The organism is Rathayibacter sp. AY1G1, from assembly GCF_002932095.1.
Lineage (GTDB): Bacteria > Actinomycetota > Actinomycetes > Actinomycetales > Microbacteriaceae > Rathayibacter.
This window is the reverse complement of the sequence record NZ_PSUZ01000006.1, coordinates 1-24,482: the sequence shown is the minus strand read 5'-3', so window position 1 is coordinate 24,482 and position 24,482 is coordinate 1. Positions and strand designations below refer to the sequence as shown.

Sequence of the window (24,482 nt, the reverse complement as noted above, 5' to 3'; positions counted from 1 at the left end):
GGGATCGTCGAGCGCGCGCCTAGCGCTCGACGATCCCGTCGCGCAGCGCCTGCCGGCGGAGCGAGATCTTCGTGCCGACGGCCAGCCCCTCCGCCCGGTACTTGCCCCGGGCGCTGCGCAGCGAGCTCCGCGCGGCGTCCTGGGTGATGCCGAGGAGCGTGGCGACCTGCTTCAGCGGCATCCCGTCGACGAAGAGGCGGACGATCTCCCGCTCGCGGTGCGTCAGGGTGCCCGGGCGGTCGGCCCCGAGCAGCTCCCGCGTCTGCGCCGTCAGGAAGCGCTCGTCGCGCGCCGCCGCGCGGATCGCCGCGAGGATCGTCTCGGTCCGCTCGCTCTTGACCACGTAGCCGTGCGCCCCGGCCTCGAGCGCCCGGCTGATCGTGCCCGGCTCGGAGTGCGTGCTGATGATGATCGTGGCGGCGCCGGCGGCCGCGATGATCCGGATCTTCATGGCGAGGTCGAGCTCGTCGCCGAGGTCGATGTCGAGCAGCACCACGTCGGTCGGGAAGGCCGGATGCGCGAGCAGGTCCGTCCAGGTGCCGACCGTCGCCGCCACGCGGATGTCCGTGCCCGAGCGGCGGATCCACTCCGCCAGCGCCGCCAGCAGGATCGGGTGGTCGTCGAGGATGGCCAGCGTGATCGCGGGCTCGTCGCTCATGTCGTCGTCCTCCTCCGGGGCCGGTGGGCGACGAGGATCCTCGTCGCGCCGTGGTCGGTCGTCGTGCGGTGCTCGCCGAGCTCGCCGAGCTCGCTGAGGATGCCCCAGACCGAGCGGTCGAGGTCGCGGGCGCGGATGCCCGCGGCGACCAGGGCGAGCTCCACCCCGCCGCTCTGGCCCGGCTCCAGGCGGACGGCGAGCGGAGTCCTCCCCGCGGGGGCGGTGAGCAGCCAGAGCACCGAGAGCAGCCGCGAGCGGTCGAGCGGGGCCAGCAGCGCCGCAGCCCCGCTCGGATCGTCGATCGCGACAGCGGAGGACAGCAGCGCCGACTCCTCCACCGCGATCCTCAGCCAGGTGCGGTCGTGGCTGCGGGCGAGCGCCTCGCGGAGCTCGTCTCCGAGCACCCGCGCCCGCTCGCCCAGCTCCTCGTCCAGCGGCACCGGCGTCCGGACCCGTTCGAGGAGCTCCTCGATGCGGGCGTCCACCTGCGAGAACTCGTCGTCCGCGGCGTGGACGGTGCCGTCGGCCAGGCTGCGGTCGAGCGTGCGCCGCACGTACTGGTCGAGCGAGGTGAGCACGACGACGCACACGGCCGCGGGCGCGACGGCGAGGAGGACGTTGCTCACCGCGAGGGCGGCGCCTCCGTCGCCGAGGAGCGCCTGGCCGACGAGGCCGAGCGCCGTGAGCCCGACCAGGACCACCAGGGCGAGGAACGAGCGCGAGAGCGGCTGGAAGGTGATCAGCGCGATCACCCCCGCGCCCACTCCCACGCAGACCGACGGGTAGTACATCGGAGCCGGTGTCGGCAGGGCGTGGTCGGCGAACTCGAGCAGCAGCGCGGCCACGTCCACAGCGAGGACGCCCGCGAAGGCCCGGCGGGGCAGCTCGCCGTGGCGGCGGAGGGCGATCGAGACCCCCACCGCGCTCGCGGCGACGACCAGCAGCCAGGAGAGTCCGCTCAGCCAGGTCGCGGACCGCGCGTCGAGGGACCAGAGGTACGAGATCACTCCGCGGATGTCGAGCAGCACCGCCATCGTGAGGAAGCCCAGCCCGAGGTAGCTCCCGCTCAGGCGATTCGGCCGGGTGAGGCGCTCGCGGATGCTCCACAGCGCGCCCGGGCTCCTGTCCGCCGCCCGGACCAGCTCCAGGAGCGTCCCCTCCTCCTGCCGCGACCCGCTCACAGCGGCACGCTCAGCAGCACGGTCGCGCCGGACCCGGGCGCCGAGAAGACCCGGACCTCGCCGCCCACCGTCTCGATCCGGCCGACGACCGACTCCGCGAGGCCGAGGCGTCCGGCCGCCACCGCGGCCGGGTCGAAACCGCGCCCCTCGTCCGAGACGACGACGCGGAGCGAGCCCGCCTCCTCCGCCACGCTCACGTGGGCCAGGGCCGCTCCGGAGTGGCGCCGCACGTTCTCGAGGCACTCCCCGGTCGCGCGCACCACGGCGTCGAGCACCTCCGGTCGGATCCGCGGCTGCGCACCGCCGTGCCAGCGCACCTCCACGCCCACCGCCGCCGACCGCCGACCGAGCGCGAGGAGCGCCTCCGGCACCCCGGCCGCCCCGTCCGGGTCCGGCTCCTCCACCGTCTCCAGACCGCGCAGGAGGGCCAGGTCGGCGGCGGCCCGGTCGCGCAGCACGGGAGCGGGTACGCCCTCCCCCCGGTGCGCCACCAGCGTCAGCGTCGCCAGGATCGTGTCGTGCATCAGCCGCGCGTCGGCGCGGTGCCGGGACTCGCTCTCGCTCGAGCGGCGCTCGGCGTCGTGGGCGGTCCGGAGGCGGGCGGTGCCGACGTGCGCACGCGCGACGCAGCCCGCGAGCCACCGCGCGGCGGTCAGGAGCAGCGCCCAGCAGACGACGACCGAGATCAGGACGAAGGGAGCGCGCCCGGACGCGCCCGTCGCCGCCGCGCCGAGGGCGAGGACCGGGAGCAGCGCGAGGACCGCGGCCCACGGCATGCCCCGCCAGGAGCCGACGGCGAGCAGCGCGCACGGCAAAGCCATCGAGGCGAGCATCGTGATCCCGCCCAGAACGGCGCGGAGGGAGGCGTCGACGCCCGGCGAGAGGAAGGCGGCGAGTGCCGCGACGTCCAGCGCGGATCCCAGGATCACGGCCCTCGTCCCGGTCGCGACCGATCGGCCGGGCGCGAGCTGCACGAGCGCCGAGACGACCAGCAGCGCCAGGCTCGGCAGCACCGTGATCAGCTGCGCGGGCGTCAGGGCGAGCAGGTGCAGCGCGGAGGCGGCGGTCAGCACCCCGCCCGCCCGCCGGGCGCAGAGCACGCCGACCTCGCGCTGCTCGCGCAGCAGCACCGCGGCGTCGGCGGGCCGGGGAGGCAGGGGCACGGTGACCTCGGGAGGACGGGCTCCGGGCTCGTTCCGGGGCGACGGTGGCGGGGAGGCTGTGGCGGGGAGGCTGTGGCGGGGATCGGCGGCGGGGAACGGCGGCGGGGAACGGCGCGATCCGAGTCGTATCGTGGCACAACGCGACCCGCCCGGACAGCGGTTCCGGCCGCCTCGCGCACGCGGATCGGCGCGCCGTATGACGCGGGCGGTCGCGCTCGGGGGCCGTGATCCCGTAGAGTCGAGACATCTCCTGGGCGATCGCCCGAATTCCACGGCTGAGAAGTCGCACGACGACGAAGAGACTCAGCCCCTGATAGAGACCGCACCGACCGAGAGCATCGTCCTCGGTCGTCCGGTTCGAACGCCCGCCTCGCACGCGGGTACCGCCCTTCACAGGACGCCGCGGAAGCCGCGCCGTTCCTCGTTCGACCCCCGCTCCACCGGCTCGCCCGGTCCGCGGGACGTTCTCCCCCGCAGAGCCGCCCTCCCCCGGAGGCGCGAGCTCAGCCCCTAGACGACCCGGACGACTCCGGCAGACGCGTGTTTCACCCGCGGAGGCCGAGTCGAGCGGGTACCGCACACTCGTGCGGACTCTGACGACGCCGGCCTCGGTCGGCGTCATTAACACATAAGGAAAAGAAATGCCTACTGGCACCGTTAAGTGGTTCAACTCCGAAAAGGGCTTCGGCTTCATCGCTCCCGACGACGGAGGCGCCGACGTGTTCGCGCACTTCTCCGCCATCGCGAAGCAGGGCTACCGCGAGCTCGTCGAGAACCAGCACGTCGAGTACGACGTCGAGCAGGGCCGCAAGGGCCCGCAGGCCGCGAACATCCGCGGCGTCGGCGAGTAATCTCCGACTTCCGACGCCCCGTCGACCAGGATCCCCGGATCCGGTCGGCGGGGCGTCCGTCGTTGACGGGGTGATCCCGCCCTCGGCCGGCGGAGGCGAAAGCCGTGTCACCCCTCCGGGTCGCAGGATCGGTATCCTCTCCGTGGCGGCTCCCGAGCTCACGGAGCCCGCGACGCCGTCCGGGACTCCGGCGCGTCGGCACGACTTCACGGCGGAGACAATGGGACGACTGATCTACGGACCGCAATCACTCGAGATCGACTTCGAGGACCGGCTCCTCGCGCACCTCAAGGTCGCGATGTTCACCAAGATGCGGCGGAACGAATCGTTCAGCCTCTCCTGGAGCGAGCCGGAGTCGTCCGGCTACGGCCGCAGCTCCGTCTGGGTGCACCCGACGACTCCGCTGCACTTCCGGTTCCACGGCAGCAAGCGCCCGTCGCTGAACCGCCTGTGGATCGAGCAGTTCATCGCGAGCGCGAACAACACCGGCGAGATGACCGTGGTGCCGGAGCCCGCCGAGGGCTCCTGAGCCGCGACGCTCCTCAGACCACGAGCGGCCGGGCCGTGTGCACGAGCTCCTCGTGCGGCAGGGCCCGGAGGCGGTCGGCGATCTCGGCAAGGGCCCCCGCGTCGACCGAGGCCCGGGCGTGCTCCTGCGGCCGCAGCGGCGTGAGGGTGACCAGGTCGGCGTGACCGGTCGCCAGGTCGAGCCGCTCGGGCAGGCCGGGGCTGCGCAGGCCCAGGAGGACGCCGACGGTGCCCTGCTCGTCGGTCCAGGCGGGCGGCGCCGCGACGTTCGCGAGCCGCGCCGTGTCGAGGGAGCTGCGGCAGCACACCCCCTGCAGGGCGGCCCGTCGGGCGGCCTCGTACAGCAGGCGGAAGTGCCAGTGGTTCCAGAGCTCGGCGGTGGGGACGCCGCGGACGGCGGACGTCTCGAGGCACAGCTCGAGGCCGAGACCGGTGCCGGGATGCGCGAGCCGGTCGAAGGGATCGCTCAGCCCGTCGGTAGCGAGCACCACGGAGGTGCCGCGGTCGACGCGCAGGAACGCACGGTGATCGGTGGGCCAGCGCGCGCCGCCCCGGACGCCGGGATCCTCGGTCGAGACGACGACGGTGCGATCCAGCGCACCCACTCCGCGCCAGGCGTCGGCCCGGTCCTCCGCCACCGCCTCGGCCAGCGCCCGCCTCTCGTCCTCGGTCCATCGGACCTCACGAGTGCGGTTCAGGAACAACGACATGGGACTCCCCGTCCGCGCGACCGGCGTGCCGCGCTCCCGGAACGCTACGGCGCCCACCCCTGCTCCTCCTCCGAGCAACCGGAACGCCAGCTGTGTTTGTTGCGCGGCGGTCCCCGCCCGCCGCGGCGCGGTCGGCTCCCAGGAAAGGCCGGGCAGGTGGAGCGTGTCGCGACCGGCTACGCCGAAACGCTGGAACGCGTTTCGACGGTTCGCCTCAGGCGGTGTTCACTCCCGCGGCGGTCCCCGCCCGCCGCGGCGCGGTCGGCTCCCGCAGACGGCCGGGCAGGTGGAGCGAGTCGCGACCGGCGGTGTTCGTTACCGCCGCGGTCCCCGCCCGCCGCGGCGCGGTCGGCTCCCAGGAAAGGCCGGGCAGGCGGAGCGCGTCGCGTCCGGCTACGCCGAAACGCTGGAACGCGTTTCGACGGTTCGCCTCCGGCGGTGTTCGATCCCGCGGCGGTCCCCGCCCGCCGCGGCGCGGTCGGCTCCCGCAGACGGTCGGGCAGGTGGAGCATGTCGCGTCCGGCTACGCCGAAACGCTGGAACGCGTTTCGACGGTTCGCCTCCGGCGATGTTCACTCCCGCGGCGGTCCCCGCCCGCCGCGGCGCGGTCGGCTCCCGCAGACAGCCGGGCAGGTGGAGCGGGTCGCGTCCGGCTACGCCGAAACGCTGGAACGCGTTTCGACGGTTCGCCTCACGGCGCGCCGCCGTGGCCGTGGATGGAGGAGTCGATGGCCCGCGCGGCCGGGCGTCCACCGCCGCTGTGTCCGCGAGGCGAACCGGCGGGACGCGTGTCAGCGTTCCGTCGTAGCTGGACGCAGGACGCTCCACCCGCCCGGCCATCCCGGGTAGCCGACTGCGCCGCGGCGGGCGGGGACCGCCGCGGAAGAAGGCTCACCCCAGCGGGTTGATGCCGTTGGTCCGCCAGCGCTCGTCGGCGAGCTGGCCGGGGGTGCCGGCGCTCGCGTTCTCGCCCAGGGGCTCGCCGCCCTCGACGGCGTCGGCGCCGAGTGCGGTGCCGGCTCCCTCGGCAGTGCTGCCGGGGGGAAGCAGGCCCTCCTCGTCCTCGCGGGGGCCGACCTCGTCCTCGGGGGCGTTCTCGGAGCCGCTCTCGCTCATCGGGTCGTAGCCGTGGTCCGGGTCGCGGCTCTCGTCGGCCGTCGTGTTCTCCTCGACCTCGGCGTCAGCGGGACGGACGTCGTCGGCCTTCTCCGCATCGGTGGAGGGGGTGGCCTCGAAGCCTGCGAACTCGGGACTGTCGTCTGCGCTCATGGCCGCCACGGTAGCACCGGCCCCGCGGGCACCGGAGGGGGTTCCGCCGGGCGCCCGCGACGCCTCCGCTCAGCGGCCACGCCCTAGGCTCGGGGGGCTGGCACGGACGACGGGAGCGACATGCGACGACTCGGGTACGACAGGTTCGGCGGGCCCGATCTGCTCTCGTGGCGGGAGGCGCCGGTGCCGATGCCGGGTCGCGGCGAGGTCCTGGTGCGCACGCGCGCGGCGAGCATCAACGCGACCGACGAGAAGATCCTGTCCGGCTCCGCGCGGATCATGGCCGTCGGCCGCTCCCGTCCCTACGGGTTCGGCCTCGACATCGCCGGCACCGTCGAGGCGCTCGGCCCGGGGTCGCACTCGGTCGCGATCGGCGACCGAGTGGTGGGGACGACCCGCGACGGCGACGCCTTCGCCGACGCGTCCATCGCGCGCAGCCGCTCGCTCGTCCCGATGCCCGACTCCCTCGGCTTCGTCGAGGCCGTCACGCTCGCGATGTCGGGCGGCACCGCGGTGGGCCTGGTGGACGCACTGCACGTGCGCGCCGGCGAGCGCGTCCTCGTCAGCGGCGGCTCGGGAGCCATCGGCGATCCGACGATCCAGCTGCTGGTGCGGGCGGGCTGCACGGTCGCGGCCACCGGCTCGGCCGCCTCCGCCGACCTGCTCCGCTCGCTCGGCGCCGAGCCGCACGACTACCGCGCGCTCGACCTCGGGGTGCTGGGCGGCCGCTTCGACGTGGTCGTCGACGTCTCCGGCCACCTGCCGGTCGACGACGCGGCGATCCTCCTGGCCGAGGGCGGGCGCATCGCGACGCTGGTGCCGAGCGGTCCGGCGCTGGTCTCGCAGGCGACGGGCCTCGTCCGCCGCGACCGCCCGCGGGTGCGCAACCTGATCGTGGTGGCGACGGCGGAGCGGATCGGGCGCGCGGTCTCGCTCGCCACCTCCGGCGAGCTGCGGCCCCGGCCGGGCGCCGTGCATCCGCTGGGCGACGTCGTCGACGTGCTGTCGCGCCGAGCGACCGGCGCCGACCGCACGATCGGCAAGATCGTCTTCACCGCCGACGACTCGGCTCCGCTGAGCTGACCACCGTCTCCTCCTCCTCTGCCGGGCGGCCGAGCGAGAGCGTGGCCAGGAAGCCGACGGCGAGGAACCCGGCGGCCGCGAAGGCCGCGTAGCGGGTGCCGTCCGAGAACGCCTCGCCCGCCGCCCGGGCCGCGTCGGCGGTGTCCGGTGAGGCGGCCAGCCCGGCGATCGCGGCGCCGGAGGAGTCGACCACCGCGTCGACGGTGCTCGCGACCTGCTCCGCGGGGAGGCCCTGCTGCTCGAGCGAGGTCGTGAGGACCCCCGCGGTCGAGGTGTAGAGGATCGTCCCGAGCACGGCGATGCCCAGCGCCGAGCCGATCTGCCGCGCGGTCGACTGCGTGCCCGAGCCCTGCCCGCTGAGCTCGATCGGCACGTCCCGGAGCACGACCCCGGTCAGCTGCGCCGTCGCGAGGCCGACGCCGAAGCCGTAGACGGCGAGGAACGGGACGAGGGCCCACCACGGGGTGGAGTCGGAGACGACCAGGCCGATGCCCGCGACGCCGACGATCTCGGCCGCGAGACCCACCCGCACGATCAGCACCGGCGCGACCCTGTTGCCGAAGGCGCCGGCGAAGCCCGAGGCGACGAAGGAGCCGAGCGCGAGCGCGAGGAGCACCAGGCCGGTCTGCACGGCCGTGTAGCCGAGGACGCTCTGGAGCCAGATCGGCAGCGCCAGGATGATCCCGAACTCGCCGAGCGAGACGATCATCGCGGCGAGGTTGCCGTTGCGGAACGAGGCGAGGCGGAAGAGCCCGATCGCGAGCATCGCCGAGCGCCCGGCGCGCTCGCGGGCCCGCGCCCAGAGGACGAAGGCGACCCCGGCGAGCACCGCGACGGCGAACGCGATCGGGACCGGCGAGAGACCGAGCGGCCAGCTCCAGCCGCCGACGCTCAGGCGCTCGTCGACGCCCCACCAGCCGAGGGTGCGCCCCTCGATGAGGGCGAACACCAGGGAGGCGGAGGCGATGATCGAGAGCGCGGCGCCGACGAGGTCGACCCTCCGCCCGTCGGGCTGCCGCGACTCGTCGACGAACAGCAGCGCTCCGACCACGATGATCACGCCGAGCGGGATGTTGATGCCGAACGCCCAGCGCCAGGAGAAGTCGGTGGTGAGCCAGCCGCCGAGCAGCGGGCCGACCGCGGTCATGCCGCCGATGGTCGAGCCCCAGACGGCGAAGGCGATGGCGCGCTCGCGCCCGCGGAAGGTGGCGTTGATCAGCGAGAGGGTCGTCGGCAGCACCATCGCTCCTCCGACGCCCTGCACGACCCTGGAGAGGATCAGCAGGTCGCCGGTCGGAGCGAGGGCCGCCGCGACGGAGGAGAGCGCGAAGAGCGAGACGCCGACGATCAGCATGCGGCGCCGGCCCCAGCGGTCGGCGAGGGTGCCGAAGACCAGCAGGAGCGCGGCGAACACGAGCGTGTACGACTCCTGCACCCACTGCACCTGGGTCGAGGTGATCCCGAGATCGGCGACGATCGACGGGATGGCGACGTTGACGATGGTCGAGTCGACGATGATCGTCGCCACTCCGAGGCTGATGACGACCAGCCCGATCCACTTGCGGTTGCGCACGACGCTCTCCTCCGACGATTTAGTAAGCCAGCTGACTATATGCCCGCGGAGGGCGCCGTGTCGAAGGGAGGGCCTGGGAGATTAGCGGGAGGCGGGCGCGGCGACAAGGGCGCGAAGCTCCCGGAGCCGCCCGGTCAGGATGGACGCATGCCCGCATCCCCCCGTTCCTTCCCGTATCCCCTCGGCGTCTCCCTCCGCGGCGACGCCGGCGCCGACGTCGCCGTCTACTCCGAGACCGCGGACAGCGTCGAGGTCTGCCTCTTCGACGAGTCCGGAGCAGAGACCCGCGTCGCCCTCACCGAGCGGAGCGGCCACGTCTTCCACGGCCTCGTCCCCGAGATGGGCATCGGCACCCGCTACGGACTGCGCGTCGACGGCCCCTGGGACCCCGCCAACGGCCTCCGCCACAACGCCGCCAAGCTCCTCCTCGACCCGCACGCCACCGCGATCGAGGGCTCGTACACCTGGTCCGAGGACGTCTTCGGCCAGTTCTACGAGGACGCCGACACCCGCAACGACGCCGACTCCGCGCACGCGGTCCCCCGCTGCGTCGTCACCGACCCCGACTCCTTCGACTGGAGCGGCGACACCGCGCCGCGCATCCCGCTCGAGGAGACCGTCGTCTACGAGGTGCACGTGAAGGGCTTCACGAAGCTGCACCCCGACGTGCCCGAGGACATCCGCGGCACCTACCGCGGCCTCGCTCACCCCGCCGCGATCAAGCACTTCACCGACCTGGGCGTGACCTCGGTCGAGCTGCTCCCCGTGCACCAGTTCGTGCAGGACTCGCACCTCGAGGAGAAGGGCCTGCGCAACTACTGGGGCTACAACTCCCTCGGCTTCTTCGCGCCGCACAACGAGTACTCGCACGCCGGCGACGACGGCTCGCAGGTCGACGAGTTCAAGGCCATGGTCAAGGCGTTCCACGAGGCCGGCCTCGAGGTCATCCTCGACGTGGTCTACAACCACACCGCCGAGGGCAACGACAAGGGCCCCACCCTCTCGTTCAAGGGCATCGACAACGGCTCCTACTACCGACTGGTGGAGGAGGACCGCGCGAACTACTTCGACACCACCGGCACCGGCAACAGCCTCAACGTCGCGCACCCGGCCGCGCTCGGTCTGATCATGGACTCGCTGCGCTACTGGGTGACCGAGATGCACATCGACGGCTTCCGCTTCGACCTCGCCACCACCCTCACCCGCCAGACCGGCGAGGCCGAGGTGCACAGCGCCTTCCTCGACCTGATCGCGCAGGACCCGGTGCTCGCGCCCGTCAAGATGATCGCCGAGCCGTGGGACACCGCCGGCTACCAGGTCGGCGGCTTCCCCGCGGACTGGTCGGAGTGGAACGGGAAGTTCCGCGACGACGTGCGCGACTTCTGGAACGGCGCCGACTCGGTGCTCGGCACGACCGCGCAGCGCGTCCTCGGCTCCCCCGACGTGTACGAGGCCGACCGCCGCTCGCCGGTCTCCAGCATCAACTTCGTCACCGCGCACGACGGCTTCACCCTCGCCGACCTCACCGCCTACTCGCGCAAGCACAACGCAGCCAACGGCGAGGACAACAACGACGGCGAGAGCGACAACCGCTCCTCCAACAACGGCGCCGAGGGCCCGACCGAGAACGAGGCGGTCAACGAGCGCCGCGACCGCATGCGCCGCAACTTCCTCGCGACGCTGCTGCTCTCGGCCGGCGTGCCGATGATCCTGGGCGGCGACGAGATCGCCCGCACGCAGGGCGGCAACAACAACGCCTACTGCCAGGACGACGAGATCTCGTGGTTCGACTGGGAGAACGCGGACCGCGAGCTGCTCGCCTTCACCCGCGAGCTGATCGCCCTCCGCGCCGCGGAGCCGGCGCTGCGCCCGAAGTGGTTCCGCCGCGCCCCCGGCGACGGCGGCCCCGACACGGTCGACATCCTCCGCTCCGACGCGCAGGGCTTCGCCGACGAGGACTGGGACAACCCCGACGCCCGCTCGATCACCTTCGTGTTCGAGCACGAGGGCAGCGCGAGCTTCGCCCTGCTGCTGAACGCGGCGGAGAACGGCGTCGAGTTCACCGTTCCCGAGGCGCCCGGCGCCGAGTGGACGCTGGCCGCCTCCAGCGACCCGGAGCAGGTCGTCGAGGGCGAGGTCACCACGCTGATCGTCCGCGACGGCTCGTTCACGCTGCTGCGCTCGGCCTCCTGATGACCGGCCGGACCCCGCGGCTCCTCCGCTTCGGCGGGCGCATCGCGGGGTTCGGCACGTCCTCGGGCACGAGGATCGTGCTGGGCCTCTGGGAGGACACCCCCTTCGGCCCGTTCGCCGACGCGATGGTCGAGGACGGCGACGGCCACCGCCTCCTGATCGCACCGACCCGCGAGGTCGCGGACTTCATCGGGTCGACGTACTCGTTCGACGAGGTGCGGATCGCGCCGGTGTCGTGGCGGAGGATCGCGGGCGGCCTGTCCGTCTCGGCCGGACCGCTCGCGGTGCGCCTGGAGCTCGGCGGTCTCACTCCGCTCGGCCGGCTGCTGCGGATCGTTCCGCGGCCGCTCGCCGAGCACCCGGCATGGCTGACCGCGATCTCGCCGGTCGCCTCCCTGCTCGTCCGCGGGGTCAGCACGGCCGGGTCGGCCGGGCACGGACGCCGCGAGTACTACGGCGTGCGGGCGATCCGCCGCGTCGAGGGCGTCCACGCCGTGCTGGCGGAGGAGGACCTCGGCCCGCTGGGACCGCTGTCGCCGCCCGTGCGGTTCGGCTTCTCGTCGGCGCCCGCCGCCCCGGCGATCGTCGACGTCACCACCACCATCGCGCTCCCGCGCGAGGGGACCACCGCGCTCCGGCGCGACCGAAAGAGAGGAGCCGCCTCGTGAAGAAGGGCGACAAGATCAGCTGGAACACCTCGCAGGGCGAGACCCACGGTGAGCTGGTCGAGAAGAAGACGAAGGAGTTCCAGTTCGAGGGGCAGAAGTTCAACGCCTCGGACGACGAGCCCTACTGGATCGTGCAGAGCGACAAGACCGACGCGAAGGCCGCGCACAAGGAGTCGTCGCTGACGAAGAAGTGAGCGGGCGCACGCCGAGCGGCTGCGGGCCGGGCTCCGGATCGACTCCGGGGCCCGGCCCGCGCCCGTCTCACGCGATGCGGATGAGCTTCTTGTTCACGAACTCCTCGAGGGCGGGGCGGCCCATCTCGCGGCCGGTGCCCGAGCGCTTCACACCGCCGAAGGGCAGCTCGGCCGCGTCGCCGAGGACGAGGTTGATCCAGACCATGCCCGCGTCGATCCGATCCGCCAGGCGCAGGGCCTGCTCCTGGTCGGTCGTGTAGAGGTAGGAGCCGAGGCCGTAGGGGGTGTCGTTCGCGAGGGCGATCGCCTCGTCCTCGTCGCGGACGCGGTAGAGCGCGGCGACGGGGCCGAAGAACTCCTCGCGGTAGGCGTCCATCGCGGGCGTGACGCCCTCGAGCACGGCGGGCGGGAAGAAGTTGCCGGTCACCTCGCCGCTGGCGCGGACGGTGGCCCCCTGCTCGCGCGCGGCCGCCAGCTGCGCCTCGAGGCGCTCCGTCGCGGCGGAGGAGGAGAGCGGGCCGAGGAGGGTGCCCTCCGCGAACGGATCGGCCGGCTGGGCGCGGGTGAACGCCTCCGTGAACTTCTCGGCGAACGCGTCGTACAGCTCGTCGATCACGATGAAGCGCTTCGCGGCGTTGCAGGACTGGCCGTTGTTGTCCAGGCGCGCGGCGACCGCGTCCTCGACCGCCTTGTCGAGGTCGTCGGTCGACAGGAGCACGAACGGGTCGGAGCCGCCGAGCTCGAGCACGACCTTCTTCAGGTGTCGGCCCGCGAGCTCCGCGACGGCCGCGCCGGCCCGCTCGGAGCCGGTGACGGAGACGCCCTGGACCCGGGGGTCGGCGATGACGGTCGCGGCCTGCTCGTTCGTGGCGTAGAGGTTCACGTAGACGCCGGCGGGCGCGCCCAGCTCCTCGGCCGCGGTGCGGAACATGTCGGCGATGGCGGCGGCCGACTCCGGGCACTGCGGCGCGTGCTTGAGCAGGATCGTGTTGCCCGCGACCACGTTCGGGCCGGCGAAGCGGGCCACCTGGTAGTAGGGGAAGTTCCACGGCATGATGCCCAGCAGCACGCCCAGCCCGGCGCGGCGGATCAGCGCGGAGCCGGTGCCCTCGGCGAGCTCGATCGGCTCGTCGGCGAGGAAGGCCTCGCCGTTCTCGGCGTAGTAGCGGTAGATGTCGGCGGCGAAGCCGACCTCGCCCTGCGCCTGGTCGAGCGGCTTGCCCATCTCGCGGACGATGATCGCCGCGAGCTCGTCGGCGCGCTCGACGTGCAGCTCTGCCACGCGGGCGATCAGCGCCGCGCGGGTCGCGACGGGCACGGTTCGCGACCACGAGGAGTAGGCGTCCTGCGCCGAGCCGATCGCCGCGGTCAGCTCGGCGTCGCCGAGGGTCGGGTACTCGCGGAGGGTCTCGCCCGTGGCCGGGTCGATCACGGCGTAGTGGGTGCTCATGCGGGCTGTGCTCCTTCGCGCTGGGGGGCCGGTGCGGTCGCGCCGTCCTCGTCGATGATCTCCTGTGCCAGGCGCCTGCCGACGCGGATGGCGCCGTCGACGTGCTGGTAGCCCTCGGCGGCGAGGTCGCTCGTGCCGAAGCGGAGCGGACCCACCGGCTCCAGCTGCAGCGCGCCGTACCGGGTCAGCCCGCCCAGGTCGAAGCTCGCGGCGTACGCGCCCTGCGTCCACTCCTCGGACGCCCAGTCGCTCTCGTAGTAGACGACCGGATCGAGTGCGGCCGGGCCGAAGTAGGCGGCGAGCGAGTCGAGGATCGCGGCCTTCCGCACCGCCTCGTCGAGCGCGAGCACGCGGTCGGCCTTCTCGTCCGAGACGAAGCCGACCAGGGTGCCGCGCTCCTCCCCGTGGTTCGAGTTGTCGTAGGCCTCGTGCACGAGCGAGTGCGGGCTGAACGCGGTGCCGGAGAGGCCGTCGGCGCGCCAGAAGGGCGTGGCGTAGGTGGCGTGCACCTTGATCACGAGGCCGAGCGACTGGTGCTGCAGGGCCTGCTGCCGCAGGCGCGGGAGCGGCGGGTCGAACGAGATGCGGCCGACGAGGTTCGGCGGCACGGCGACGATCGCACGGCGGGCGCGGAGGACGACGCCGTCGGCGCGCACCTCGACCCCGTCGTCGCCGTAGCGGACGGAGCGGACCGGGTGCCCGAGCAGGACACGCTCGGCGCCGAGGCGCTCGGCGAGCCGCTCCGGGACCTGCTGGAGGCCGCCGATCACGCGCTTGTCGAGGATGAAGTCGGCGTCGACCAGGTTGCTGAAGCTCCCCGCGCTCGCGGCCATGAGGAGCGCCTGGAGGAGGGAGAAGGCGTGCGCCGGCTTGGTGAGCATGGCGTCGGCGAGGAAGAGGGCGATGTTGGCCCGCGCCTCCTCGTCGTCGCTCTGCTGCTCCAGCCAGGCGGCGAAGGTGACGCGGTCGTAGTCGCGGGCGAGCGGGTGCGTCCACGGCGCCGCCGGATCGGTCTCGGCGACGAGGCGGTCGAGCACCTCGATCAGGCGGGAGATCTCGGACTCCGTGCGCTCGCTCCCCGGGAAGATGTCGCCGGTGAAGCGGCGGGCGGAGCCGTCGGCGCCGATGTAGACGCTCTCGCCCTCGCGGTAGCGGGAGTAGGTGCCGAGGCCGAGCTCGTCGAGGGTCTCGAGGAGCGCCGTCTGGTCCGGCGAGACCCACTGGCCGCCGAGCTCGAGGAGCTGCCCGTCGACCACGCGGGTCTCGAGCCGCCCGCCCACGCGCTCGCGCGCCTCGACGACGACGACGTCGAGGCCGTGCTGCTGCAGCCGGAGCGCCGCGGTGAGTCCGGTGGCACCGGCTCCGATCACGACGACGTCGTGCTCGCTGGGGGACATGACTTCTCTTTCCGTCGGTGATCGCGGGAGTGGACGCGCGAATACGAATGATCCTGTCACAGAAGCGGAGGAGAACGTCAGTGAGTGCGCCCGATGGAGGGTGGACTCGGAGCGCCCTCCGCCGAACTACATAGGCGTGCTATATTGTTTCTCGTGCCCGATCCCAGTGCCCCTGTGCGTCTCGCCTCCGCCGCCACCGCCCTCACGCGGTTCGCGGGCCGGGCGAGCGGCGCGACCGGGCTCGGCGCGCAGTCCGGAGCCGTCTGGTCGACGCTCGCCGAGCTGCGCACCGCCTCCCCCTCCCGCCTCGGCGAGCTCGCCGAGCGGGTCCGCGTCACCCAGCCGACGATGACCGGCATCGTCGCCCGGCTCGACGAGGCCGGCTGGATCCGCCGCGTCCACGACGCCGGCGACGGCCGCGCCTGGCTGATCGAGGGCACTCCCGCCGGCTTCGACGCCCTCGCCGAGCACCGGCTCCGCCTCGAGGCCGCCCTGGCCCCGCTGTTCGAGGACCTCGACGAGGACGACCGCCTCGCCCTCGAGCGCGCCGCGACCCTCGTCGAGGCCCGCGTCGCCCGGATCGCCGGCACCCCCGTCCCCTCCTCCCCCGAGAAAGGCTTCACGCAGTGACCACCTCCCCCCACTCGCCCGCTCAGGGCTCGATCCTGAAGCAGCCGCTGGCCGTCTGGGCCGTCGCCTTCGCCGCGGTGATCGCCTTCATGGGGATCGGCCTGGTCGACCCGATCCTCCCGGCCATCGCCGAGAGCCTGCAGGCGACTCCGACCGAGACCTCGCTGCTCTTCACGAGCTACCTCGTCATCACCGGCGTCGTGATGTTCTTCACCAGCTGGCTCTCCAGCCGCATCGGCGCCAAGAAGACCCTCATGATCGGCCTGGTGCTGATCGTGGTGTTCGCCGCGCTCGCCGGCACGGCGGGCAGTGTCGAGGGCGTCATCGGCTTCCGCGCGGGCTGGGGCTTCGGCAACGCGCTGTTCATCTCGACCGCACTGTCGACCATCGTCGGCGCGGCGAGCGGAGGCTCCTCCGCGGCGATCGTGCTCTACGAGGCCGCTCTGGGCATCGGCATCGCCGTCGGCCCGCTGCTCGGCGGGCTTCTCGGCAGCGTCTCGTGGCGCGGTCCGTTCTTCGGGACCGCCGTGCTGATGGCCGTCGGCTTCATCGCCATCGCGACGCTCCTGCGCGAGGACGGCCCGAAGCCCGCTCCGACTCCGCTCTCGGCGCCCTTCGCGGCCCTCAAGGTCCCGGCCATCCGCACGCTGGCGGGCGCCGCCCTGTTCTACAACATCGGCTTCTTCGTGCTGCTCGCCTACACGCCCTACCCGCTCGGGCTGGACGAGATGGGCCTCGGCTTCACGTTCTTCGGCTGGGGCCTGGGAGTGGCGGTCACCTCCGTGTTCGTCGCTCCGCTGCTCACCCGGCGCCTCCCGCGCACCGTCGTGCTGCGCTCGGTGCTGCTGCTGCTCGCGCTGGACCTGATCGCCGGCGGCCTCGTGATCTCGTCCCGTGTCGGCCTGATCGTCTGCATCATCGTCGGCGGCCTGCTGCTCGGAGTCGTCAACACGGTGCTCACCGAGTGCGTGATGGAGGCGACCGACCTGCCCCGCTCCGTCGCCTCGTCCGCCTACTCCGGCGTCCGCTTCCTCGGCGGCGCGATCGCCCCGCCCGCCGCCTCCGCCCTGGCCGCGGCGATCTCGCCGGCCTTCCCGATGTACGCCGCGGCCGGAGCCGTCGCCGTCGCCGCGCTGATCGTGCTGCTCGGACGCCGCACCCTGGCCCGCGCCGACGCCCACGAGCCCGAGCCCGAGCTCGTCGAGGCGCAGGCGATCACGCTCGGCGAGTGACGCGCCCGGCGGGCTTCAGGGGCCCGCCGAGGCGTCACGAACGGACGTCATCCGGGCAGGGTGACGGCCGTTCGTGACGCCTGGACGCGGTCGAGCGGGAAGGGCGCAGGATCCGACCTGTGGAGAACCGGTTCACAAGATCGGGAGGCGGGACAGTGGCCGGATGCACGATCCCTCGCCGCTTCCGGTCGGACTCCGCGGCCGCGCCTTCACCGTCGCTGACGCTCGCGCGAGCGGACTGAGCCGCGGGCGGCTCCGCAGCTCCGACCTCCACCGGCCCTTCCACGGGGTCCGCACCGCCGACCCCGACCCCGACCTGCGCCTGCGCGCGCAGGCGCTCCTCGCGCTGGTCGGTCCGGAGGCGCTCCTGAGCCACGTGACGGCGGCGCGGCTCTGGCCGCTCGACCTCCCGCCCGCCGCTGCGGACGAGCCGGTGCACGTCAGCGTCCGCCGGCCGGGACGCGCTCCCCGGCACCGGAACGTCGTCGGCCACGCCCTCGCCGATCCCGACGTCCGCCGCGTCCTGCGCCGCGGACTGCCCCTCACCGATCCGGCCTCGCTCTTCTGCCATCTCTCCGCGCTCCTCGAGCCGGACGACCTCGTCGCGGTGGGCGACGCGCTGGTGCGCACGCCGGTCGTCGGCGATCCGGCCGATCGACGGCCCTGGGTGCCGCTGCCCGACCTGCGGGAGCGCGCGTCGGCCTTCCGCGGTCGGGGCTCGGTGCGGCTCCGCGCGGCGCTCGCTCTGGTGCGCGACGGGGCGGAGTCGCGGCAGGAGTCGTGGTTCCGGCTCGCCTCGGTGCGGGCGGGCCTCCCGGAGCCGGTGCTGCAGGAGCCGCTGTTCGACTCCGACGGGGTCTTCATCGGGCGTCCGGACGGCTGGTACCCCGCGGAGCGGGTCGCGTGGGAGTACGAGGGCGACGATCACCGCACCAGCAACCGGCGCTTCGCGCGCGACCTCGGCCGCTACGACGACCCAGCCTCGATCGTCGTCCGCATCGTCGGCGCCGAGTTCGTCCCCCACCCCGAGCGCTCCGTCGAGCGCCTGCGACGAGCACTCGCGGAACGATCCCCGCATCGACGACCGCCGAGGGGTCGCGACGGTCGTCATCCGAGCGGGATGACGACCGTTCGTGACGCCTCACGGGAGGGCGCGCGCTCAGGAGTCAGGGCGCGACCTCGAAGAGGCGCGGGCGCAGCGCGGACGTGCGCGGGTCGGCGGCGCAGGCGGCGAGCGCCGCCGCGAGGACGCCGCGGGCCGGGTGCGGCTCGCGGACGTACACGTCGACGCCGGCGGGCGTGAACGGCGTCCGGGCGAAGCGGGTGAGCGCCCAGCCCGCCTCCTCGTCGGCGGCCACGAACGACCAGCGGCTGCGGGCGAGGAGGGTCAGCGGCTCGACGCCGCGCCAGCGAAAGCCGGACGGATCGTGCGGGTCGGGGGTGTCGATGCCGACCACGTAGTGCGAGCGCGTGCGGCCGCGCCAGCTGACGACGTCGCCGATCCCGCCGGTCGGGAGCGGCGCGTACGTGATCGCCACCCCCGACCGCGAGCGCCAGAGCGGCAGCGAGGAGCCCCGGACGAACCAGGTGCCGCTCGCGAGCGCTCGGGCGTCGATCATCGGAGAGCGTGCTTGATGTTGGTGCGGGCCAGCGCGACGGCCTCGCCCGCTCCTCCGTTCATCACGATCTTCGAGACCGCCAGCGCGAAGCCCTTCACCTGCGCGCCCGTGATCGTGGGTGGGAGCGAGAGGGCGAGCGGATCCGTCACCACGTCGACGAGGACCGGGCCGCCGTCGGCGAGCGCCGAGCGGAGGGCCTCCTCCACGTCGCGCGGGTCCTCGACGCGGATTCCGCGGATGCCGATCGCCTCCGCCACCTTCGCGTAGTCGACCATCGGCACGTCGACGGCGAAGTCCGGGAAGCCGTCGACCAGCATCTCGACCTTCACCAGCCCGAGCGTGGAGTTGTTGAACACGACGATCGTCACGGGCAGCCGGTAGGCGGCGACCGTGACCAGCTCGCCCATCAGCATGGAGAGCCCGCCGTCGCCGCTCAGCGAGACGACCTGGCGACCGGGGTGCGAGAGCTGCGCGCCGACCGCCTGCGGCAGCGCGTTCGCCATCGAGCCGTGCATGTACGAGCCGAGCAGGCGCCGCTTCCCGTTGGGGGTGATGTAACGGGCCTGCCAGACGTTGCCCATGCCGGTGTCGGCGGTGACGATCGCGTCCTCGGAGAGGAGGCCGTCGAGCGTGGACGCGACGAGCTCGGGGTGGATCGGGCTGCGCGTGCCGACCTCGGTGTACTTCCCGACGACTCCGGTGACCAGCTTCTCGTGCTTCTTCAGCGTCTTGTCGAGGAAGCGGTGGTCCTTCCGCTGCACGAGCGGGGTCAGCGCGGTGAGGGTCGCCGCCACGTCGCCGTGGACGGGGTGCGCGACGCTGACGCGGCGACCGAGCTTCGAGGCGTCGCTGTCGACCTGAGCGATCACCACCTTCGAGGCGTCGGGGAGGAACTGCTCGTAGGGGAAGTCGGTGCCGAGGAGGAGGAGCAGGTCGGCGTCGTGCATGCCGGCGTGCGCCGCTCCGTAGCCGAGGAGGCCCGTCATGCCGACGTCGTAGGGGTTGTCGTACTGGATCCACTCCTTGCCGCGCAGGCTGTGCCCGACGGGCGCGCCCACCAGCTCGGCGAAGGCGACGACCTCGTCGTGCGCGTTCTGCACTCCGGCGCCCGCGAAGATCGCGACGGTCCGCGCCTGGTCGATCGCGGCCGCGAGGGCGCGGACGTCGGCGTCGGCGGGGACCAGGACGGGTGTCGACGGCAGCACGAACGCGGGGAAGCCGTCGACCGCCTCCAGCTCGGCGATGTCACCGGGGAGGGTGACCACGGCGACTCCGCGGAGCGCCACCGCGCTGCGCATCGCGGCGTTCACGACCCGCGGAGCCTGGGCGGCGGTCGAGATCAGCTCGCGGTAGTTCGAGCACTCGACGAAGAGCCTGTCCGGGTGCGTCTCCTGGAAGTAGGACGAGCCGATCTCGTTGCTCGGGATGTGGCTCGCGATGGCGAGCACCGGGGCGGAGGAGCGGTGCGCGTCGTAGAGGCCGTTGATGAGGTGCAGGTTGCCGGGGCCGCAGCTGCCGGCGCAGACGGCGAGGCGCCCGGTGAGCTGCGCCTCCGCGCCGGCGGCGAAGGCGGCCGCCTCCTCGTTGCGCACGTGGATCCAGTCGATGCCTCCCTTCTCGGATCCGCCGCTGCGGCGCACCGCGTCGACGATCGGATTCAGCGAGTCGCCGACGATCCCGTAGATGCGGGAGACGCCGGCGTCGATGAGCTGAGCGATGAGCTGGTCTGCGACCGTCTTCTGAGCCATGACCCCATTCGACCGGACCGGGCTGAGCGTCCGCTACTCCGGAAAGTGGAGATCCGGATCGGGTGCATCCCCCTCGGGACGGATGCCCTGCACCTCTAGCCTGGGAGTCGTCACAGGAACACCTCCGTACCGCTGATCCCGGGAGTCGCCATGAACCGCCGCAGAACCGCCCTCGTCCTGGCCGCCGGCGCGGCCCTCACCCTCGGCCTGACCGGCTGCTCGGGCCTGAACGGCCTGATGGGAGGCGAGACCCGCGACGACGAGACCGGGGAGATCACCGAGGGCGGGACGACCGACGTCTTCCAGCTGCGCGTGGGCGACTGCCTGAACGGCGAGCTCAGCGAGGAGGCGACCGAGGTCACCGACGTGCCGACCGTGCCCTGCACCGACCCGCACGTCTACGAGGTGTTCCAGAACCTGACGATGGCCGACGCCGACGAGTACCCGGGCGAGTCCGTCGCGACGGAGCAGGCCGAGACCGACTGCGTCACGGCGTTCGAGTCGTTCACCGGGATCGGCTACCAGGACTCGGCGTACGACTTCAGCTACTACTACCCGACCGCCGAGAGCTGGGGCACGGGCGACCGGACGATCAACTGCATGATCACCGACCCGAACGGGCCGAGCACGGGCACGCTGGCGGGCGTCGCGGCCTGATCGCGATCCCCGCGCGCGGCGGTGCCGGTCCCGCCGAGCGCTCCGCGCGCGGCCCGGGTCAGTCGCGGTCGCGCGCGGGGAACAGCCGCAGCAGCAGGCCGGAGCCGATCCAGACCACGGCGATCCCCGCGACGAGCCAGGAGGCTCCGAGGCCGGACGCCGCTCCCGCCAGCACGGCGCCGACGGCCGCTGCGGCGGAGCGCAGCCCCGCGCCGATCGTGAACACCTGCGAGCGGACAGCGGCGGGGCTCTCCTGGTCGCGCAGCAGCAGCATCGCGGCGTTCGAGGGGGCCGTGAAGACGCCCGCGACCGCGAAGGCGGCGATCGCCGCGACGATGCCCAGGTCGGGGACGGCGATCAGGAGGACGGCGCCGGTCGCGATGTAGGCGGCGCCCATGGTCCACGCCGGCGGCCGGCGGGTCCAGCGGCGGGCCGCCACGGCGAGGGCGCCCAGCAGGCCGCCCACGGCGAAGGCGGTCAGGATCCACGCGGCGGCGTCGGTGCTGCCCAGCCGCTCCACCGAGAGGCTGATCGCCGCGACTCCCGCCGCTCCGCCCGCGACCTGGCTGAGCGTGCCGGCCGAGGTGACCACCGCGATCGGACGGTGCCGCACGAGGTGGGTGACGCCCGCGACGATCGTCCGCAGCACGCCGACCGTCGGCGCCGGACGGGCCTCCATCGCCAGGCCGAGCGATCCGACGACGCCGATGAGGGCGAGGACCGCCATGGCGAGCATCGCGGTCCGCGCTCCCCCGACTCCGACCGCGAGGCCCACGATCGCCGGCCCGCTGATCGAGGCGACCGTGTACGAGAGCGAGTCCTGCGCGTAGGCGCGGCGCGGCTCCGGGATGGCGCTCGTGACGAAGCTCGACATGCCGCCCATGTAGACGGGCGTCGCGAGCCCCGCGAGGAGCAGCAGCACCACGATGAGCGGCGTCGGCACCTCGCCGAGGAAGGCGGCGACCGCGAAGGCGACGGCGGTCGTGAGCGCGGCGCCGACCAGGAGCCGGCGGGGGCGGCGGACCCGGTCGAGCACCGTGCCGACCAGCGGCGCGGCGATCACGGCGGGGAAGAGCGCCGCTCCGGTCAGGGCACCGCCGAGCGCGACGTCGCCGAGACGCTCGACGGCGAGGACGGGGAGGGCGACGACCATGCCGGCGCTGGCCAGGCGGAGGGGGATCGACGCGGCCTGGTAGCTGACCGCGCTCATGCGGGACCGGGGATCGACATCACCTCCGATGGTGCCACGGCTGCGGGGCGGGGTCGTTCGGAGAGGCAGGCCACCGGCGTCCGAGCGGCCTGCGGCGGCGCGCCCTAGGCGATCGGCGTCCGCGCCGCGAGCTCGGCCGCCGCCGCGACGCCCAGGCGCCAGGGCGCGCCGTGGCCGGGGAGGAGGGTCCGCGCCCCGGTCCCGGCGAGGACCCGCAGCGAGTCGAGGGACAGCGCCGTGTCGGCGGTGGCGGCGCGCGCGACCAGGTGCGGGCCGGTGCGCGCGGAGTAGGGGTCGAGCGTGACCAGCGCGTCTCCGCCGATCACCGCGTCGCGCTCGGAAAGGTGCAGCGAGACGTGCCCGTCGGTGTGCCCCGGAGTCGCGAGCACGCGGGGCGACCCGGGCACGTCGAGCACCTCTCCGGCGGTCAGCGGCAGCGTCCCGTGCACGGGCGGCACCGCGAGCGCCCCGGCACGGGCCATCGCTCCGAGCACCGGGATCGCGGAGGGGTGCAGCAGCGGGTACACGAACGGGGTGCGCTGGCGGCGGTAGGAGTAGGGCTGCGCGGCGAGCGGCTCGTCGGCCGCGTGCAGGTGCACGGGGACGCCCCGCCGGACGAGGCTGCGGGCGACGCCGAGGTGGTCGAAGTGCGCGTGGGTCAGCACGAGGGCGTCGATGTCGCCGAGCGAGCGGCCGAGCACCTCCAGCGCGCGGATCAGGTGCGGCCACGTCCTCGGGAGCCCGGCGTCGACGACGGTCAGCCGACCCGCCTCCTCGATCAGGTAGAGGTTCGTCCAGGCGTGCTCGAGCCGGTGCACCCCGGGCGCGACGTCCCGGTGCAGGCTCGCGCCGCCCCCTCGCCGCTGCTGCCGGCCCTGCTGCTCGCGCTGCTGCTGGTCCATCGTGCTCCCGCCCCTCCGGGCCCGCGCCCGATCGCGACGACGCTACGAGTGTCTGCGACGGATCGGACAGGGCGTTGACGGCGGGGGTCCGCGTCGTGCAGGGCTCAGCGGCGCCGCCCGCGGAGGGCGAGCTGCACCGCGGCGAGCAGGAGGAGGACCGCGAAGAGGATCCCGGACACGCGCGCCGGCAGGAGGAAGGAGAGCGCCACTCCGGCGAAGGAGAACGCCGTCGCGGTGAGCCCGACCACGAGGCCCGCGCGCACGTCGAGCAGGCCGCGCCGGGCGTTCGCGATCGAGCCGGTGACCGCCGTGGGGATCATCGCGGCCAGCGAGGTGCCCTTGGCCAGGAGGTCCGCGAGCCCGAAGGCGCCGACCAGGACCGGCACGGCGATCGCTCCGCCGCCGATGCCGAAGAGGCCGGAAGCGACGCCCATCCCGATGCCGAGCCCCGCGAATCCGGGCCACACGCCCCAGCCCTCGGCGACGTCGCCGGTGTCGTTCGAGCCGAACACGGCCATCCGCACCGCCGCGGCCACGAGCAGCGCCACGAACATCCAGCGCAGCACGCCGAGGGGCAGCCGCGCGAGCAGCCAGGATCCGGCCACCGCCCCGAGCATCGCCGCAGCCGCGATCACCGCCGCCGGGACCCAGGCGACCTGACCGGCGAGGGCGTAGCCGAACGCTCCGGCGACCGAGGTCGGAGCGATCGCGAGCAGCGAGGTGGCGGAGGCGCGGCGCTGGTCCATCCCGGCCCACGCGATCAGCATCGGCACCATCACGATCCCGCCGCCGACGCCGAACGCGCCCGACAGGGTCCCGCCGACCGCGCCGATCAGGGCCAGGACGAGCAGGGCGCGCGGGCGCATGCGCGCGGCCGTCCGATCGGGGAGGGGCGCCTGCGGGGCGGTCGCGTCGGTCACGGCTCCATGCCACCACAGCACCGGGCCGAGGGCGAATCGACGGGCGTCGACCGCGTTCCTGAGAGGACCGGCCCGGCCCGGCCCTCCTCTCTGGCAGTTGCCTGGGCGGGCCGGATCCGACCGTGACGTTCGGCGTCGACGGAGCGTCCTACCTGCATACCCCGCCTGATCGAGCGATCGGGCCCCGAGCGAAAGAGGAGACCATGGCCGAGACCACCGCGACCACCACCCGTCAGACCAGCACCGGATCCGGACGCACCGTGATCGAAGACGGCGTCATCGCCAAGGTCGCCGGCATCGCCGCGCGCGAGGTCCCGGGCGTCCACGCCCTCGGCGGAGGAGCGGCCCGAGCGATCGGCGCCATCCGCAGTGCGATCGGCAACGACGACCGCGGCCAGGGCGTCAAGGTCGAGGTCGGCGAGCGCCAGGTCGCCGCCGACATCACCATCGTCGCCGAGTACCCCGCGCCGCTGCAGAAGGTCGCCGAGGACGTGCGCTCCGCCGTCGCCGACGCCATCCAGCACATCGCCGGCATGGAGGTCGCCGAGATCAACGTGACCGTCCAGGACGTCCACATCCCTGAGGACGACACCCAGGAGTCCGACCCGCGCGTCGTCTGACCCGTTCCCCCGCACCGACGCCCCGG

At 73.6% G+C, this 24,482-nt stretch carries 23 protein-coding genes; 11 read left to right on the top strand and 12 right to left on the bottom strand.

Going from position 1 to position 24,482, the window contains the following annotated elements:
- Positions 1 to 19: 19 nt before the first annotated feature.
- The 3 genes from C5C36_RS04615 to C5C36_RS04605 are packed head-to-tail and all read right to left on the bottom strand — an operon-like array spanning position 20 to position 3,002.
- Positions 20 to 658, bottom strand: a complete 639-nt coding sequence (locus tag C5C36_RS04615; protein ID WP_104257995.1) for a response regulator — start codon at positions 656 to 658, stop codon at positions 20 to 22.
- Positions 655 to 1,839, bottom strand: a complete 1,185-nt coding sequence (locus C5C36_RS04610; RefSeq protein ID WP_104309344.1) for a hypothetical protein — start codon at positions 1,837 to 1,839, stop codon at positions 655 to 657. The genes C5C36_RS04615 and C5C36_RS04610 overlap by 4 nt, the downstream gene beginning before the upstream one ends.
- A complete protein-coding gene (locus C5C36_RS04605; protein ID WP_104287827.1) occupies positions 1,836 to 3,002 on the bottom strand; it encodes a sensor histidine kinase in 1,167 nt (388 codons plus the stop codon). Before C5C36_RS04605 ends, C5C36_RS04610 begins: the two co-directional genes overlap by 4 nt.
- 641 nt (positions 3,003 to 3,643) lie before the next feature.
- Here C5C36_RS04605 and C5C36_RS04600 point away from each other — a divergent pair.
- Positions 3,644 to 3,853, top strand: coding sequence for a cold-shock protein (locus C5C36_RS04600; protein ID WP_055786246.1), 210 nt, complete (start codon positions 3,644 to 3,646; stop codon positions 3,851 to 3,853).
- Between the two features lie 220 nt (positions 3,854 to 4,073).
- Positions 4,074 to 4,382, top strand: coding sequence for a hypothetical protein (locus C5C36_RS04595; protein WP_104226101.1), 309 nt, complete (start codon positions 4,074 to 4,076; stop codon positions 4,380 to 4,382).
- Between the two features lie 13 nt (positions 4,383 to 4,395).
- Here the strand turns inward: C5C36_RS04595 and C5C36_RS04590 are convergent, their stop codons facing one another.
- Together C5C36_RS04590 and C5C36_RS04585 are read right to left on the bottom strand one after the other, a co-directional pair.
- Positions 4,396 to 5,091: a hypothetical protein gene (locus C5C36_RS04590; protein ID WP_104309343.1), complete on the bottom strand. Its 696-nt coding sequence runs from the start codon at positions 5,089 to 5,091 to the stop codon at positions 4,396 to 4,398.
- A gap of 891 nt (positions 5,092 to 5,982) precedes the next feature.
- Entirely contained in the window at positions 5,983 to 6,360 is a 378-nt protein-coding gene (locus C5C36_RS04585) for a hypothetical protein (RefSeq protein ID WP_104314845.1), read from the bottom strand.
- A 120-nt stretch (positions 6,361 to 6,480) separates the two neighbouring features.
- Here C5C36_RS04585 and C5C36_RS04580 point away from each other — a divergent pair, with 120 nt between their 5' ends.
- Positions 6,481 to 7,443 carry an NADP-dependent oxidoreductase gene (locus C5C36_RS04580; RefSeq protein WP_104309342.1) on the top strand — a complete coding sequence of 321 codons (963 nt, stop codon included), beginning with the start codon at positions 6,481 to 6,483 and terminating at the stop codon, positions 7,441 to 7,443.
- Here the strand turns inward: C5C36_RS04580 and C5C36_RS04575 are convergent.
- The gene (locus C5C36_RS04575; RefSeq protein WP_104309341.1) at positions 7,412 to 9,016 is read right to left on the bottom strand and encodes a DHA2 family efflux MFS transporter permease subunit; all 1,605 of its coding nucleotides are present in this window, start codon (positions 9,014 to 9,016) and stop codon (positions 7,412 to 7,414) included. The two genes, C5C36_RS04580 and C5C36_RS04575, sit on opposite strands and share 32 nt — an antisense overlap.
- A 147-nt stretch (positions 9,017 to 9,163) precedes the next feature.
- Between C5C36_RS04575 and glgX the strand changes: the two genes are divergently transcribed.
- The 3 genes from glgX to C5C36_RS04560 are packed head-to-tail and all read left to right on the top strand — an operon-like array spanning position 9,164 to position 12,071.
- Positions 9,164 to 11,209, top strand: a complete 2,046-nt coding sequence (glgX, locus tag C5C36_RS04570; RefSeq protein ID WP_104309340.1) for a glycogen debranching protein GlgX — start codon at positions 9,164 to 9,166, stop codon at positions 11,207 to 11,209.
- Complete coding sequence (locus C5C36_RS04565) at positions 11,209 to 11,877, top strand: hypothetical protein (RefSeq protein ID WP_104309339.1); 669 nt, start codon at positions 11,209 to 11,211, stop codon at positions 11,875 to 11,877. The genes glgX and C5C36_RS04565 overlap by 1 nt, the downstream gene beginning before the upstream one ends.
- On the top strand, positions 11,874 to 12,071 hold the full coding sequence (locus C5C36_RS04560; RefSeq protein WP_056866275.1) for a DUF2945 domain-containing protein: 198 nt from the start codon (positions 11,874 to 11,876) through the stop codon (positions 12,069 to 12,071). The genes C5C36_RS04565 and C5C36_RS04560 overlap by 4 nt, the downstream gene beginning before the upstream one ends.
- Before the next feature lie 67 nt (positions 12,072 to 12,138).
- On the opposite strand, the gene C5C36_RS04555 is transcribed toward C5C36_RS04560, so the two are convergent.
- Both C5C36_RS04555 and C5C36_RS04550 read right to left on the bottom strand, forming a co-directional pair.
- Entirely contained in the window at positions 12,139 to 13,521 is a 1,383-nt protein-coding gene (locus C5C36_RS04555) for an NAD-dependent succinate-semialdehyde dehydrogenase (protein WP_104222944.1), read from the bottom strand.
- Positions 13,518 to 14,918, bottom strand: a complete 1,401-nt coding sequence (locus C5C36_RS04550; protein ID WP_104309338.1) for an NAD(P)/FAD-dependent oxidoreductase — start codon at positions 14,916 to 14,918, stop codon at positions 13,518 to 13,520. The genes C5C36_RS04555 and C5C36_RS04550 overlap by 4 nt, the downstream gene beginning before the upstream one ends.
- 153 nt (positions 14,919 to 15,071) lie before the next feature.
- Between C5C36_RS04550 and C5C36_RS04545 the strand changes: the two genes are divergently transcribed.
- From C5C36_RS04545 to C5C36_RS17285, 3 genes are all read left to right on the top strand, one after another.
- Entirely contained in the window at positions 15,072 to 15,548 is a 477-nt protein-coding gene (locus C5C36_RS04545) for a MarR family winged helix-turn-helix transcriptional regulator (RefSeq protein ID WP_181027117.1), read from the top strand.
- Positions 15,545 to 16,780: an MFS transporter gene (locus C5C36_RS04540; protein WP_104246960.1), complete on the top strand. Its 1,236-nt coding sequence runs from the start codon at positions 15,545 to 15,547 to the stop codon at positions 16,778 to 16,780. The genes C5C36_RS04545 and C5C36_RS04540 overlap by 4 nt, the downstream gene beginning before the upstream one ends.
- Before the next feature lie 163 nt (positions 16,781 to 16,943).
- Complete coding sequence (locus C5C36_RS17285; RefSeq protein ID WP_146085306.1) at positions 16,944 to 18,083, top strand: hypothetical protein; 1,140 nt, start codon at positions 16,944 to 16,946, stop codon at positions 18,081 to 18,083.
- A gap of 312 nt (positions 18,084 to 18,395) precedes the next feature.
- Here the strand turns inward: C5C36_RS17285 and C5C36_RS04525 are convergent, their stop codons facing one another.
- A complete protein-coding gene (locus C5C36_RS04525) occupies positions 18,396 to 20,147 on the bottom strand; it encodes a pyruvate dehydrogenase (protein WP_104226089.1) in 1,752 nt (583 codons plus the stop codon).
- Positions 20,148 to 20,297: 150 nt separating this feature from the next.
- Between C5C36_RS04525 and C5C36_RS04520 the strand changes: the two genes are divergently transcribed.
- Positions 20,298 to 20,804, top strand: coding sequence for a septum formation family protein (locus C5C36_RS04520; RefSeq protein ID WP_104246962.1), 507 nt, complete (start codon positions 20,298 to 20,300; stop codon positions 20,802 to 20,804).
- A gap of 58 nt (positions 20,805 to 20,862) precedes the next feature.
- On the opposite strand, the gene C5C36_RS04515 is transcribed toward C5C36_RS04520, so the two are convergent.
- The 3 genes from C5C36_RS04515 to C5C36_RS04505 all read right to left on the bottom strand — a co-directional run bounded on the left by C5C36_RS04515 (position 20,863) and on the right by C5C36_RS04505 (position 23,836).
- On the bottom strand, positions 20,863 to 22,014 hold the full coding sequence (locus C5C36_RS04515; protein ID WP_104309336.1) for an MFS transporter: 1,152 nt from the start codon (positions 22,012 to 22,014) through the stop codon (positions 20,863 to 20,865).
- Between the two features lie 104 nt (positions 22,015 to 22,118).
- The gene (locus tag C5C36_RS04510; protein ID WP_104309335.1) at positions 22,119 to 22,916 is read right to left on the bottom strand and encodes an MBL fold metallo-hydrolase; all 798 of its coding nucleotides are present in this window, start codon (positions 22,914 to 22,916) and stop codon (positions 22,119 to 22,121) included.
- A 104-nt stretch (positions 22,917 to 23,020) separates the two neighbouring features.
- A complete protein-coding gene (locus C5C36_RS04505; protein WP_104233037.1) occupies positions 23,021 to 23,836 on the bottom strand; it encodes a sulfite exporter TauE/SafE family protein in 816 nt (271 codons plus the stop codon).
- A 203-nt stretch (positions 23,837 to 24,039) separates the two neighbouring features.
- Here C5C36_RS04505 and C5C36_RS04500 point away from each other — a divergent pair, with 203 nt between their 5' ends.
- Entirely contained in the window at positions 24,040 to 24,456 is a 417-nt protein-coding gene (locus tag C5C36_RS04500; RefSeq protein ID WP_104225148.1) for an Asp23/Gls24 family envelope stress response protein, read from the top strand.
- Positions 24,457 to 24,482: the final 26 nt, after the last annotated feature.

Bases quoted from the DNA above. Each gene is read 5' to 3' on its own strand.
- C5C36_RS04590 (WP_104309343.1), bottom strand. From the start codon at position 5,091: ATGTCGTTGTTCCTGAACCGCACTCGTGAGGTCCGATGGACCGAGGAC.
- glgX (WP_104309340.1), top strand. From the start codon at position 9,164: ATGCCCGCATCCCCCCGTTCCTTCCCGTATCCCCTCGGCGTCTCCCTC.
- C5C36_RS04510 (WP_104309335.1), bottom strand. From the start codon at position 22,916: ATGGACCAGCAGCAGCGCGAGCAGCAGGGCCGGCAGCAGCGGCGAGGG.
- C5C36_RS17285 (WP_146085306.1), top strand. From the start codon at position 16,944: ATGCACGATCCCTCGCCGCTTCCGGTCGGACTCCGCGGCCGCGCCTTC.
- C5C36_RS04525 (WP_104226089.1), bottom strand. From the start codon at position 20,147: ATGGCTCAGAAGACGGTCGCAGACCAGCTCATCGCTCAGCTCATCGAC.
- C5C36_RS04565 (WP_104309339.1), top strand. From the start codon at position 11,209: ATGACCGGCCGGACCCCGCGGCTCCTCCGCTTCGGCGGGCGCATCGCG.
- C5C36_RS04585 (WP_104314845.1), bottom strand. From the start codon at position 6,360: ATGAGCGCAGACGACAGTCCCGAGTTCGCAGGCTTCGAGGCCACCCCC.
- C5C36_RS04600 (WP_055786246.1), top strand. From the start codon at position 3,644: ATGCCTACTGGCACCGTTAAGTGGTTCAACTCCGAAAAGGGCTTCGGC.
- C5C36_RS04555 (WP_104222944.1), bottom strand. From the start codon at position 13,521: ATGAGCACCCACTACGCCGTGATCGACCCGGCCACGGGCGAGACCCTC.
- C5C36_RS04595 (WP_104226101.1), top strand. From the start codon at position 4,074: ATGGGACGACTGATCTACGGACCGCAATCACTCGAGATCGACTTCGAG.
- C5C36_RS04580 (WP_104309342.1), top strand. From the start codon at position 6,481: ATGCGACGACTCGGGTACGACAGGTTCGGCGGGCCCGATCTGCTCTCG.
- C5C36_RS04550 (WP_104309338.1), bottom strand. From the start codon at position 14,918: ATGTCCCCCAGCGAGCACGACGTCGTCGTGATCGGAGCCGGTGCCACC.
- C5C36_RS04515 (WP_104309336.1), bottom strand. From the start codon at position 22,014: ATGAGCGCGGTCAGCTACCAGGCCGCGTCGATCCCCCTCCGCCTGGCC.
- C5C36_RS04500 (WP_104225148.1), top strand. From the start codon at position 24,040: ATGGCCGAGACCACCGCGACCACCACCCGTCAGACCAGCACCGGATCC.
- C5C36_RS04615 (WP_104257995.1), bottom strand. From the start codon at position 658: ATGAGCGACGAGCCCGCGATCACGCTGGCCATCCTCGACGACCACCCG.
- C5C36_RS04520 (WP_104246962.1), top strand. From the start codon at position 20,298: ATGAACCGCCGCAGAACCGCCCTCGTCCTGGCCGCCGGCGCGGCCCTC.